The organism is Mesocryomonas lacus, assembly GCF_055730105.2.
In genome coordinates this window covers 564,873-577,517 of sequence record NZ_JBUZWF020000002.1, presented here as the reverse complement: position 1 = coordinate 577,517, position 12,645 = coordinate 564,873, and the positions used below count along the sequence as shown (strand labels likewise).

Genomic DNA, 12,645 nt, shown 5'->3' with positions numbered 1-12,645 from the left:
TCAAGCGCTAAGTGCGATCATGGTTAACGCAATCTGAAGACGCCCGCCAAAACGCCAAGCCTTTGACTCAAATGCGTTTCAGGCCTGACTCTACGTCTTGATCCACAAGATCGAGCGCATTTGAATCAAATTCGTCCACCGTTTTGAACGCCGCTTTCGCGCGGGCTCTGGCATGGTCTGTTTCACAGGGCAGACAGACGGCTTTCGCGGGCCGGACGATCCCCGGCAAGGCGCCGGCGGACGGCTCGCGGAAAGGGGCAAACCGATGCGTTTCATCTTGAAGGCGGCGTTCTTTCTCGGGCTGATCGCCTTCTTCATGCCTTTCGGCGGCGCGCCGAAGGAAGCCAATATCTCGATGGTCGGCGTGTTCGTCGGCGCCCAGCAGGCGATCGCCGACCTCACCGGCTTCTGCGACCGGGCACCGCAGGCCTGCGACACCGGACGCGAATTGGCGGTCTTCGCCGGCGAGCGGATCACCGACGGCGCGGCTTTCGCCTACAGCCTTGTGCAGGAGAAGGTCGAGGGGCGCGACGCCCCGACGGTCGCCGCCAGTTTGCCGACCGATCCGGTGAACACCGGCGCCGTGCCCGGTGCCGCCCTGCCGGCGATCCCCGCCAAGGCTGCCGCACCCAAGGGCCCGCTCCCTTACATGCCGCCGAAGCGGATGACAGCAGAGGCGGACGTCGATCCCGCCGCCGCGACCGCCGAGACGCCGGCACCGGCGGCGACCACCGGTGCCCGGCCGCATCACGCCGTCATCCCGGCCATCCCGACCCCGGCCCCGCGGGTCTGACCCCTGACAAGCCGGGCGGAACCGCCTATATCCGCGGGAGCACCTTCAGCGGCGGACACGGCATGAACAGCATCGACGACATCGAGGCGGATTTCGAACTTCTCGACGACTGGGAAGACCGCTACCGCTATCTCATCGAGCTCGGCCGCCAGCTGCCGGACATGCCCGAGGCAACCCGCAACGACCAGAGCAAGGTGCCGGGCTGCGTCAGCCAGGTCTGGCTGACCAGCGAGACCGAGGCGACGACGCCGCCGCGGCTGACCTTCAAGGGCGAGTCCGACGCCCATATCGTGCGCGGCCTCGTCGCCATCACGCTGGCGCTGTTCTCCGGCCGGACCGCTCCCGACATCCTCGACATCGACGCCGAGGCGCGCTTTGCCAAGCTCGGGCTGCAGGAACATCTGACGCCCCAGCGCTCCAACGGCCTGCGCTCGATGGTCGGCCGCATCAAGGAAGACGCGAAGAAGGCGATGAGCCCGGCCTGAGCCGCCCACCGCCCGACGCGAAGCCCGCCCGCCCGCCCGGCCTCAGCCGCTGCCGCCAACCGTCGGCCGGTAATCCGCCGATCCCCAGCGCCGAATCTTACCCTCGCCGGATTTCCCGGCCTCGGCGGCGTAGCCGTAGTGCCGCGACAGCGCGCCGAGCCCGGCCTTCAAGAGGAGCTTGGCGGACCGCGCCGGCCATTGCCGCTCCCGCTCGACCAGCTCCAGGCCCTTCAGGAAACAGCAGACGTCGAGGACGACGCCGGCAAGCTCCGGCCCGACCGCATCGAGCGCTTGGAAGACGCGCGCTTTGGCGTCGAGCGCGCTGTCGGAGAGGTCGCCCGCGCCGCCTGCCGTTCCGGACGCGCGCGGCGACAGCGACCAGCGCTGGGTGACGCTCGGCGTCAGGCCGGCGCGGGTAAAATCCACCCGCAACCGCTCCCCCGCCATCGCCTCCGCCGCGCCGAGAAACGCGGCGCCGTCCTTGCCGCGCCGGGTGGCGAGCCGGGCGAGCGGCGATTCGTCGGCGTTGAAGCCGGGAACGGCGGGCGGCCGCGGGCTCAACGCAGGCCTCCCGCCAGCTGGTCGCGCAGGGCTTCCGCTTGCCGTTCGTGCCGGGTCAGAAGCGCATCGAACCCGCCATCGTCGCGCCGCGCCTCGACTTGGCGCACGGCATAGCCGACCGAACTGCGGTGACGCCCGAACTCCCTCGCGATGGCCCGAAGCGACAGCTGGAACACCACATGCGCGAGATACATGCCGACGTGCCGCGCGGCGCAGACCTCCTGCCGCGACCGGCCGGGCGCGACGAGCGCCGCGGCGGGAACCCGCAGCATCATCCCGGCGACCGCCCGCGCAAAGTCGCAACGGCGGCGGACGGCGTCGTCGCGGCTGCCGGCGGCTCCCACCGGTAGGACGGACTGATTGCCCGACGCGGGGTGCGGACGTCCGCCATCCGAGGTGCGAGTTTCGGCATTCGATGAGATGCGGCTGGACGAACGGATGCGTTCCAACGGGCGGGAAAGGGTGTGCGACATGGGACCTCCTTGGGAATCGCAGACAGCATGCACCCAATCCGGCAATATAGGAATAATGTCTTTTGTGGATTTTGCGGGTCGCGCCTAACCAAAGAAAACCTGCAGCATCCTGTCGACGCCCAACAAGATTTAAGGATAGTTTTCCTCCACCCCTCCCCGCTGGTGCATGCTCGTCCGACCACCACCGGCGAGGACAGCATGGACGAGATCGAGAAAATGGAAACGGCGCTCCGGGCGGCCGTCCGGGCGCACCGGATCGCGCTACAGGCGCGTCTGCAATCGGAGACCAACGGGTTCGAGCTGCGGTTCCTCTGCGCCCGGCTGGGCTTTGCGGCGGAGGACCTCGACGCCATCGCCGCCAGCCCGGACGCCGCGGCGCTGCCGCCCGCCTTGCGGAAACGGCTGCGGCAGCGGCTGGCGGCCGAGGCGACGCGCCTTGCCCGGCTCGCCCGCGCCGCCAGCCCCGGCTACGACATCAACCGGCACATCGCGGTGCGTCGGGCGATCGGCTGGGCGGAGGCGGCACCGCCCCGGGTGATGCCCGGCACACCGGGCGAGAAGCGCTCCGGCTGGGTGCTGAACAAGCGTTTCCGCAGGTCTCGCGGCAGCCGCCGTCATCCGCCACAGCGGCTTGCACCGGAAGGGATGCCGGCACCGCTTGGGGGCGGCTAGTCCTTTCGGATGATCCCACAACCTATCACGCCGTCCCGCCTTGACAGTTTTTGCCGCGACAGCCCAAATCCCGCGGGAATGCGGGCCAGGCGGAAGAGGAAAACCTCACGCCGGCCCTTGGGATCTGGGAGGATCGATATGCGCCATTACACCGCCATGCTCGCCGCGACCGTTGCCGCGCTTGCGCTCGCCCCCGTCGGCGCTTCGGCGCAAGCGGTATCGAACGACGTCGTGAAGATCGGCATCCTCAACGACCAGTCCGGCGTCTACGCCGATTTCGGCGGCAAATGGTCGGTCGAGGCCGCGAAGATGGCGGTCGAGGATTTCGGCGGCACCGTCCTCGGCAAGCCGATCGAGATCATCGACGCCGACCACCAGAACAAGGCCGACATCGCCTCCAACATCGCCCGCGAATGGTACGACGTGCAGAATGTCGACGCCATCATGGAGCTCACCACCTCCTCCGTCGCCCTCGCCGTCCAGGGCCTGTCGAAGGAGAAGGAGAAGATCGACATCGTCACCGGCGCGGCGACGACCGAACTCACCGGCAAGCAGTGCAGCCCCTACGGCTTCCATTGGGCCTACGACACCCATGCGCTGGCCGTCGGCACCGGCGGCGCGCTGGTGAAGGCCGGCGGCGACAGCTGGTTCTTCCTCACCGCCGACTACGCTTTCGGCTATTCGCTGGAGCAGCAGACCGGCGATTTCGTCAAGGCGAACGGCGGCACCATCCTCGGCTCGGTGCGCCATCCCCTCGCCTCCACCGACTTCTCCTCCTTCCTGCTGCAGGCGCAGAGCTCCGGCGCGAAGGTTATCGGCTTCGCCAATGCCGGGCTCGACACCGCCAACGCCATCAAGCAGGCGGCCGAGTTCGGCATCGTGCAGGGCGGCCAGCAGCTCGCCGCCCTCCTCTTCACCGCCGCCGAGGTGCACGGCCTCGGGCTCGAGGCGGCACAGGGCATCAACCTCACCGAGGGCTGGTACTGGGACCAGAGCGACGAGAACCGCGCCTTCGCCGAAAAGTTCATGAAGCGCACCCAGCGCATGCCGAACACCATCCAGGTCGGCACGTACTCGGCGGTGCTGCAGTACCTGAAGGCGGTGGATGCGGCGAAGACCGACGCCACCAAGCCGGTCGCGGCAAAACTCCACGAGATGCCGGTCGAGGACGTCTTCGCCAAGAAGGGCACGGTCCAGGCGAATGGCCGCATGGTCTACGACATGTACCTCTTCCAGGTGAAGGCGCCGGCGGACTCGACCAAGCCCTGGGACTATTTCAAGCAGGTCTCCGTCGTCCCGGGCGCGGAGGCGTACCTTTCGGTCGACAAGGCCGGCTGCGACACCGCGGGCTTCCCGAAATAACCGGCGGCGGCGCGATGACGACAGCTGCAGCCCCCATCCCCCGCCCCGCCCCGTCCGGCGGGGCGATCCTCTCGGCACGGGGCCTGACCAAGCAGTTCTTCGGCTTCAACGCCGTGCGCGACGTCGACCTCGACATCCACGAGGGCACGATCCACGCGCTGATCGGCCCGAACGGCGCCGGCAAGACGACGGTGTTCAACCTCCTCACCAAGTTCTTCGCGCCGACGTCGGGCACCATCACCTTCGCCGGCCGCGACATCACGAGGCTCGCGCCGGCCGAGGTGGCACGGCTCGGTCTGGTGCGCTCGTTCCAGATCTCGGCGGTCTTCCCGCACCTCACCGTGCTCGACAATGTCCGCGTCGCGCTGCAGCGCCCGCAGGGCCTCTCCACCCAGTTCTGGCGCTCCAACCGCCTGCTGCGCCGGCTCGACGATCGGGCGATGGAGCTCCTGGAGGCGGTGAACCTTGCGGACAGTGCCGACCTTCCGGCAGTCGAACTCTCCTACGGCCGCAAGCGCGCACTGGAGATCGCCACCACCCTCGCCCTCGACCCGCCGATGATGCTGTTCGACGAGCCCATGGCCGGCATGGGCGCCGAGGACATCGGCCGCATCTCCGCCCTCATCCGCCGCATCGCCAAGGGCCGCACCGTGCTGATGGTCGAGCACAATCTCAACGTCGTCGCCGACCTCTGCGACCACGTCACGGTGCTTGCGCGCGGCGAGATCCTGTCGCAAGGCAGCTATGCCGAGGTCAGCGCCGATCCGCGCGTCCGCGAAGCCTATCTCGGGACCGAGCATGAGTAGCGCCGCCGTCTCCGCCTCGCCGCAAACCCGCCAGCCCTTACTGGAAGTACGCGATCTCGACGCCTGGTATGGCGAAAGCCATGTGCTGCACGGCGTCTCGCTCGACCTCTTCGAGGGCGAGACCATTACCCTTGTCGGCCGCAACGGCGCCGGCAAGACGACGACGCTGCGCGCGATCATGGGCCTCCTCTCCCGCCGCACCGGCACCATCCGCATGGCCGGCCGCGACATGACGAAGGTGCCGCTCCACCGCACCGCGCATGCCGGCATCGGCTACGTGCCCGAGGAGCGCGGCATCTTCGCCAGCCTCTCGGTGGAGGAAAACCTCATGCTGCCGCCGAAGGTCGCCGAGGGCGGCATGTCGGTCGAGGAGATCTACACGCTCTTCCCGAACCTTGCCGAACGCCGCGCCTCGCCCGGCACGAAGCTTTCCGGCGGCGAGCAGCAGATGCTAGCGATCGCCCGGATCCTGCGCACCGGCGCTCGCGTCATCCTCCTCGACGAGCCGACGGAAGGGCTTGCCCCGGTGATCGTCCAGCGCATCGGCGACGTGCTGGTGCAGCTGAAGGCCAAGGGCATGACGCTCCTCCTCGTCGAGCAGAATTTTCGCTTCGCCCGCAAGGTCGCCGACCGCTTCTTCCTGATGGAGGACGGCCACATCCTCGAGAGCTTCGCGACCGCCGAGCTCGACGCGAAGATGGACCGGCTGCGCCAGGTCGTGGGGGTTTGACGATGGGCCGGAAAAGCCATGTCAGCAGGACGGCCGCCTTCGCCCCGGTGGGGAGAAGGTCGCGGCAGCGGGATGAGGGGGCGGCAATGCCGGCCGTCTCGGCGCGCCGGATCGATGCGCCGCATCCCCCTCACCCGGCTGCTCGCTCCCGCTCGCATCCACCCTCTCCCCGGAGGGGCGAGGAAGGGAGGCGTCGGCGTCTCGCACAGTGCGCGGGAAGGACCTCCGCATGACCATGATCTTCGGGGTCCCACTTCCCGCGCTGGCCGGCCAATTGCTGGTCGGGCTGATCAACGGCTCGTTCTACGCGCTGCTGAGCCTTGGCCTTGCCGTCATCTTCGGCCTGCTCCGGGTGATCAACTTCGCCCATGGCGCGCAGTACATGCTCGGCGCCTTCACCGCCTATCTCCTGCTGCACCATGGCGGCATCGGTTTCTGGCCGGCGCTGGTCGTCGCGCCCCTCATCGTCGCGGTCATCTCGGGCGTGATCGAGCGGACCATGCTGTCGCGGCTCTACGGGCTCGATCCGCTCTATGGCCTCCTCTTCACTTTCGGCCTCGCGCTGATCCTCGAGGGCCTGTTCCGCTGGCAGTTCGGCGCCGCCGGCCAGCCCTATGCCGCGCCCGCCCTTCTCGCGGGCGGCACCAATCTCGGCTTCATGTTCCTGCCGAACTATCGCGGCTTCGTCATCCTCGCCTCGCTGGTGGTCTGCCTGTCGACCTGGTTCCTGATCGAGAAGACGCGGCTCGGCGCCTATCTCAGGGCCGCCACCGAAAACGCGCCGCTGGTGCAGGCCTTCGGCGTCAACGTGCCGCTGCTCCTGACGCTGACCTACGCGCTGGGGGCCGGGCTTGCCGCCATCGCCGGCGTGCTGGCGGCGCCGATCTACCAGGTGAGCCCCTTGATGGGGACGAACCTCATCATCGTCGTCTTCGCCGTCGTGGTGGTCGGCGGCATGGGCTCGATCATGGGCGCCATCGTCACCGGCTACCTGCTCGGCCTGCTCGAGGGCCTCACCAAGGTCTTCTACCCCGAGGCCTCGAACATCGTCATCTTCGTCGTCATGGCCGTGGTGCTGATTGCCCGGCCGGCCGGCCTGTTCGGACGGGAGGCCTAGATGTCCGCTGCCGAAACCGCCCCGGCGGTCCCCGTGACGTCCCCCGCCCGCCGCGCCGGCCAGCGGCCGCTCGGCCGCATCGGCCTTGCCGTGGCATTGCTGGCGCTGGTCGGGCTCGTCGCCGCGCCCTTCCTCGTCTACCCCGTCTTCCTGATGAGCGTCCTCTGCTTCGCGCTCTTCGCCTGCGCCTTCAACCTCCTCATCGGCTATGCCGGCCTCCTCTCCTTCGGCCATGCCGCCTTCTTCGGCGGCGCGGCCTATTTCACCGCCCATGCAGTGAAGGAATGGGGTTTCGAGCCGCTCTCGGCGATCCTCCTCGGCACCGCGGGCGCCGCCGGCATCGGGCTCGTCATCGGGCTGCTGGCGATCCGGCGCCAGGGCATCTACTTCGCGATGATCACGCTGGCGCTGTCGCAGATGATCGCCTTCATCTTCCTGCAGACGCCCTTCACCCATGGCGAGGACGGCATCCAGAACATTCCGCGGGGCATGCTTCTGGGCGTCATCGACCTCAACCAGCCTCTTGCCATGTACTTTTTCGTCCTCGCCATCTTCCTTGCCGGCTTCGGCGCGGTCTGGCGCATCGTGCATTCGCCCTTCGGCCATATCCTGCAGGCGATCCGCGAGAACGAGAACCGCGCGGTGTCGCTCGGCTACCGCGTCCACCGCTACAAGCTCGGCGCCTTCGTGATGTCGGCGGCGCTCGCCGGCACCGCCGGCTCGACCAAGGCGCTGGTGACGCAGATCGCGACGCTGACCGACGTGCAGTGGCAGATGTCGGGCGAAGTCATCCTGATGACGCTGCTCGGCGGCATGGGCACGATCCTCGGCCCGGCGGTCGGCGCCGGCCTCGTCATCCTCCTGCAGAACTATCTGGCGGCCGTCGGCTTCCCTGTGACGGTTTTGATCGGCATCATCTTCGTTCTCTGCGTCCTCGTCTTCCGCCGCGGCATCGTCGGCGAGGCGATCCGCCTGTTGAAGCGCTGAACCGGCGCTCGCATCTTCCTCTCCGGAAGCGCCGAACGGCGCTTCCCTTAAGCCTCCCGAAGCGCCGTTCCGCGCTCCCCTTCCGGAAAGCATGACATGACCACCATCGGTTTCATCGGGCTCGGCTTCATGGGCCACGGCATGGCCAAGAACATCGTCGAAAAGGGTTTCGCGCTGCAGGCGAAGGCCAACACCAAGCGCGAGGCGATCGAGGATCTCATCGCGCGCGGCGCCACGGAGAACGCCGACATCGCTGCCATCGGCGCGACCTCGGACCGGGTGGTGCTGTGCCTGCCCGGCTCCGACCAGGTCGAGGCGGTCATCGCCGGTCCCGGCGGCCTGCTGACGAACCCGAAACAGGGCCTCATCATCGTCGACAGCTCGACCTCGAACCCGGTCTCGACCCGGCGCCTGTTCGAGCTCTGCGCCGAAAAGGGCGTGACGCTCATCGACGCGCCGCTCGGCCGCACGCCGAAGGAGGCCATGGCCGGCACGCTCGACACCATGGTCGGCGCGACGCCCGAGATGTTCGAGACGGTGAAGCCGCTGATCGGGACCTGGTCGGGCAAGATCGTCCACACCGGCGGCCCCGGCTCCGGCCACACGATGAAGCTCCTCAACAACTTCGTCTCGCTCGGCTACGCCGCGCTCTATTCCGAGGCGCTGGCGATCGGCGCGAAGGCCGACATCTCCGCGGAAACCTTCCACGGCGTCCTCTCCGGCGGCCGGATGGACTGCGGCTTCTACCAGACCTTCATGCAATACGTCGTCGGCCGCGACCGCGACGCGCACAAGTTCACCTTGAAGAACGCCCACAAGGACACCCGCTACCTCGTCTCCATGGCCAACGAGGCCGGCATCGCCAGCCATGTCGCCAGCGCCGTGAAGAACAGCTTCGCCACCGCCGAAGCCATCGGCCGCGGCGACGATTTCGTGCCGATGCTGTCGGACATCGTGGCGGAGCTGAACGGGATCAAGCGGGAGCATTAAGAGCGCTGGGGCGGATAAAAGACGGCCGCTCACCCGACGGGTGCCTAACCGTCAATTTCGTCATCCCGGACTTGATCCGGGATCCATTCCTCAGTGCTAGCGCCGCTCTCCCTGGCAGAACGGGGCGTTGTTGAAGCGGGATTGTCCACCCAAGCGGCCACGTCCGGCGGTTTGGAATGGATCCCGGATCAAGTCCGGGATGACGAACGTCGAGGGAGAAAGAGGCTTCTGGAGACGCCGCATCGCAAAACCGGGCGGCGACGACCCATACACGCATACTCACACCCACCGGGATGACGAACCGCCAAGCCTCGCCTAGGCACTCCTGAGCATCTCCCCCCCCCGCAGGACGCCCCATGCAGCTCTTCTTCGATCCGGCCCAAGCCGACCACCGCCCCACACAATACGGCGTGCACGGCAAGTTCATCCGGCCGCTGGAGAACCCCGATAGGGCGGCGACGCTGGTCGAAGGGCTCGCCAAGCTCGGCCTTATCCACGAGGCGCCCGTCGACCACGGCCTCGGGCCGATCCTAAAGGTGCATGAAGACCACTACCTCGCCTATCTCCAGGAAGCCTTCGCGCTGTTCCAGCAGCTGCCGAATGCCGGGCCGGAGGTGTTTCCGAACGTCCACCCCTATGTCTCGTCCGGGCCTGACTTCGCGCCGCGGGGCAAGCCGCGCACGACCGGCATTCTCGGGCGCACCGGCTGGTACATCGGCGATCTCTCCTGCGCCATGATGGAGGGCACCTGGCGGGCCGCCTACGCCTCGGCCCAAACCGCGGTGAGCGCGGCCGAGAGCGTGCGCGCGGGGGCAAAGGCCAGCTTTGCGCTCTGCCGCCCGCCCGGCCACCACGCCTATGCCGACCGGGCAAACGGCTTCTGCTTCCTCAACAATGCCGCGATATCAGCCGAGCACCTGCGCCAGCGCTTTTCCCGCGTCGCCATTCTCGACTTCGACACCCATCACGGCGACGGGACGCAGGCGATCTTCTACCGCCGCAGCGACGTGCTGGTGGCGTCGACGCACACCGATCCCACCGCCTACTACCCGCACTTCGCCGGCTATGCCGACGAGACCGGCGCCGGCGAGGGCGTTGGCTTCAACCTCAACGTGCCGCTGGCGCAAGGATCCGGCGACGCCGCGTTCCTGGCCGCCGTCGAGACGCTGGCGGACCGGGTGCGCGGTTTTGGTGCCGAGGCGCTGGTCGTCTCCGCCGGCTGGGACGCGCACCGCGACGATCCGCTGTCGAAGCTCGCCGTCACCAGCGAGGCCTATCGCGAGGTCGGCCGCATCCTCGGCGGGCTCGGCCTGCCGACGGTGATTGTCCAGGAAGGCGGCTACTCGCTCGCCGCCGTCGCCGAGGCCGCGCCGCGCTTCGTCGAGGCGTTCAGGCAAGCGCACCAGTAGGCGCTACTCCGCGAACACCCGGCTGGAGGCGGCAGCCCCCTTGGCATCGACCACCGAGATGTCGACGAAGCCGGGCTCCCTCGGGCGCCACGCCGCCTGGCGGTCGTAGAGACCGCGCAGCACCGGGGCGCCGTCGATGTACCAGGTGAAGGGCGGCGCGCCGTTGCGCACCTTCAGGGAGAGGTCGGCGGCAAGGCCCTCCGCAAGGCCAAGCTCGACATGGGCGGCGTCGGGCGGAAAGGTGATCTCCGGCCGCGGCCCCTCGCCCGGCCGGCCACCGATGGCGCCGACGCGGCGCAGCGGCGGCGGCAGCGCCTTGCCGGTGGCGGCGAGAATGCCGGGCGGCGGGCCGGGCAGCCGCACGCCGGGGCCGATGCGGGCGAAGACGTCCGACATCACCGGCACCGCCGCATCCTGCCCGACGAGGCCGGCGACCGGCGCACCGTCGGGGCGGCCGAGCCAGACGCCGACGACATGCGCGCCGTCATAGCCGATCGACCAGGCGTCGCGGTAGCCGAAGGAAGTGCCGGTCTTGTGCGCGATGGTGCCGGGCGAGCCCTTCACCGTCGCGGTCGCGCCGGCAAGGATCGAGCTGACGTACCAGGCGGCCTGTTCGGTGAGGACGCGCGCGCCGGGCTTGGCGGAAAGGATCGCCGCGGGGTCGGCATCGAGCCGCAGCGGCTTGGCCATGCCGGCATTGGCGATGCCGGCATAGATACCCATGAGATCCTGCAGCGAAAGGCCGAGGCCGCCGAGGCCGATGGCAAGGCCCGGGATGGTGCGGCTGCCGAGCTCGGGATCGGCACCGGCGCGGCGCATGCGCTGCACCAGCCGCGAGGGCCCGACGGCGCTGAGCAGTTCCACCGCCGGCAGGTTGCGCGACAGCTGCAGGGCCCGGCGCGCGGTGATCAGCCCCTCGAAGCTGTGGTCGAAGTTCTGCGGGGTGTAGCCGGCGAAATCGGTCGGACGGTCGTCGACGAGGCTCTCGGGATGGGCGACGCCGCGCTCGAAGGCGAGGCCGTAGATCAGCGGCTTCAGCGTCGAGCCGGGCGAGCGCTGCGCCAGCGTCAGGTCGACGAACCCTTGCCGCTCGGCGTCGAACAGGTCGGGCGCGCCGAGACTGGCGAGGATCTCGCCGGTGTGGTGGTCGGCGACCATGAAGGCGAGGCTGACCGGCTTCACCATCACGGCCACCCGGGCGCGGGCATAGGCCTCGAGCCGTTCCTGCAGCGGCTTGTCGATGGTCAGGCGGAACTGGCGCACCAGCGGCTGCGCCCGGTGCAGGCGGTCGGCGGCATGCGCGGCCAGCATCGGCATGGCGCGGCGGCCGGCCGGCATCGGCTCGGCGATGCCGCGCTGCGCCTCGCCGGGGGTGAGAATGCCGAGCTCCTCCATTCGGCCGATCACCTTGTCGCGGGCGCGTTTGGCGCGCTCGGGGTGAAGGTCCGGCCGGTAGCGCTCGGGCGCCTGCGGCAGCGCGACGAGGAGCGCGGCCTCGGCCACCGTCAGCCGCCGCGGCTCCTTGCCGAGCCAGGCAAGGCTTGCCGCGCGAATGCCCTCGATGTTGCCGCCATAGGGGGCGAGCTGCAGATAGAGCTCGAGGATCTCAGGCTTGGTGCGGGCCCGCTCCAGCGCGAAGGCGAAGAGGATCTGCTCGGCCTTTGCAGCAAAGCTGCGGGTCGGCAGGCCCCGCATCATCCGCGCCACCTGCATGGTCAGCGTCGAGCCGCCGGAGACCAGCCGCAGGTGCCGCACCGACTGCCAGGCCGCGCGCAGGAACGCCTGGCCGTCGACGCCGGAATGCGTCTGGAAGCGCTTGTCCTCCCAGGCCGTGAGCATGGCGACGAAGCGCGGATCGACCTCGGCCGGCGTCACCTGCAGCCGCCAGCGCCCGTCGGGATTGGCGAAAGCCCGCAGCAGCTGGCCGTCGCGGGCGTTGACGACGACGCCGGTCTCCGGCCCGGCGATGGCGGCAACACGGGCGGCGATGGCGTCGTCGAACCAGTGCGTGGCGGCGAAGGCGGCGGCGGACAGCAGGATGAACGCGGCCGGGAGAATGAAGCGCTTACGCATGGGATCCACGACATGATGCCGAGTGGGGCGGCGCCCACCCCCCTCTGCCTGCCGGCATCTCCCCCTCAAGGGGGGAGATCAGTCTCACCGCCGTCTGCGACAAGCCGGTCTCCCCACCTGAGGGGGAGATGGCCGGCAGGCCAGAGGGGGGTGCGCCGAGCGGTCCTCGGCTGAACATTGGCCTCCG

General features: G+C 68.9%; 13 protein-coding genes. 10 read left to right on the top strand and 3 right to left on the bottom strand.

The annotated features are described in order from the left end of the window. Window positions 1–265: 265 nt before the first annotated feature. Both ACZLZQ_RS07730 and ACZLZQ_RS07725 read left to right on the top strand, forming a co-directional pair. Complete coding sequence (locus ACZLZQ_RS07730; protein WP_472948855.1) at window positions 266–793, top strand: DUF5330 domain-containing protein; 528 nt, start codon at window positions 266–268, stop codon at window positions 791–793. Between the two features lie 62 nt (window positions 794–855). Further along, window positions 856–1,278: a SufE family protein gene (locus ACZLZQ_RS07725; RefSeq protein ID WP_472931406.1), complete on the top strand. Its 423-nt coding sequence runs from the start codon at window positions 856–858 to the stop codon at window positions 1,276–1,278. Window positions 1,279–1,320: 42 nt separating this feature from the next. Here the strand turns inward: ACZLZQ_RS07725 and ACZLZQ_RS07720 are convergent, their stop codons facing one another. Both ACZLZQ_RS07720 and ACZLZQ_RS07715 read right to left on the bottom strand, forming a co-directional pair. Continuing rightward, window positions 1,321–1,839 carry a DUF6456 domain-containing protein gene (locus ACZLZQ_RS07720; RefSeq protein WP_472948854.1) on the bottom strand — a complete coding sequence of 173 codons (519 nt, stop codon included), beginning with the start codon at window positions 1,837–1,839 and terminating at the stop codon, window positions 1,321–1,323. Next, window positions 1,836–2,312, bottom strand: a complete 477-nt coding sequence (locus tag ACZLZQ_RS07715) for a helix-turn-helix domain-containing protein (RefSeq protein ID WP_472948853.1) — start codon at window positions 2,310–2,312, stop codon at window positions 1,836–1,838. The genes ACZLZQ_RS07720 and ACZLZQ_RS07715 overlap by 4 nt, the downstream gene beginning before the upstream one ends. 198 nt (window positions 2,313–2,510) lie before the next feature. Here ACZLZQ_RS07715 and ACZLZQ_RS07710 point away from each other — a divergent pair, with 198 nt between their 5' ends. The 8 genes from ACZLZQ_RS07710 (at window position 2,511) to ACZLZQ_RS07675 (ending at window position 10,385) form a co-directional block, all read left to right on the top strand. Next, a complete protein-coding gene (locus tag ACZLZQ_RS07710) occupies window positions 2,511–2,984 on the top strand; it encodes a hypothetical protein (RefSeq protein WP_472948852.1) in 474 nt (157 codons plus the stop codon). Between the two features lie 138 nt (window positions 2,985–3,122). After that, window positions 3,123–4,346 (top strand): ABC transporter substrate-binding protein, encoded by a 1,224-nt coding sequence (locus ACZLZQ_RS07705; RefSeq protein ID WP_472948851.1) that lies wholly within the window; start codon window positions 3,123–3,125, stop codon window positions 4,344–4,346. 14 nt (window positions 4,347–4,360) lie between these two features. Then, window positions 4,361–5,152 (top strand): ABC transporter ATP-binding protein, encoded by a 792-nt coding sequence (locus tag ACZLZQ_RS07700; protein WP_472948850.1) that lies wholly within the window; start codon window positions 4,361–4,363, stop codon window positions 5,150–5,152. After that, window positions 5,145–5,882, top strand: coding sequence for an ABC transporter ATP-binding protein (locus ACZLZQ_RS07695; RefSeq protein ID WP_472948849.1), 738 nt, complete (start codon window positions 5,145–5,147; stop codon window positions 5,880–5,882). Before ACZLZQ_RS07700 ends, ACZLZQ_RS07695 begins: the two co-directional genes overlap by 8 nt. A 229-nt stretch (window positions 5,883–6,111) precedes the next feature. Further along, entirely contained in the window at window positions 6,112–6,999 is an 888-nt protein-coding gene (locus tag ACZLZQ_RS07690) for a branched-chain amino acid ABC transporter permease (RefSeq protein ID WP_472948848.1), read from the top strand. Next, window positions 7,000–7,986, top strand: coding sequence for a branched-chain amino acid ABC transporter permease (locus ACZLZQ_RS07685; RefSeq protein WP_472948847.1), 987 nt, complete (start codon window positions 7,000–7,002; stop codon window positions 7,984–7,986). Between the two features lie 96 nt (window positions 7,987–8,082). Continuing rightward, entirely contained in the window at window positions 8,083–8,976 is an 894-nt protein-coding gene (locus ACZLZQ_RS07680; protein ID WP_472948846.1) for an NAD(P)-dependent oxidoreductase, read from the top strand. 356 nt (window positions 8,977–9,332) lie between these two features. Further along, window positions 9,333–10,385: a histone deacetylase family protein gene (locus ACZLZQ_RS07675; RefSeq protein ID WP_472948845.1), complete on the top strand. Its 1,053-nt coding sequence runs from the start codon at window positions 9,333–9,335 to the stop codon at window positions 10,383–10,385. 3 nt (window positions 10,386–10,388) lie between these two features. On the opposite strand, the gene pbpC is transcribed toward ACZLZQ_RS07675, so the two are convergent. Further along, window positions 10,389–12,458, bottom strand: a complete 2,070-nt coding sequence (gene pbpC, locus ACZLZQ_RS07670; RefSeq protein WP_472948843.1) for a penicillin-binding protein 1C — start codon at window positions 12,456–12,458, stop codon at window positions 10,389–10,391. Between the last annotated feature and the right edge of the window lie 187 nt (window positions 12,459–12,645).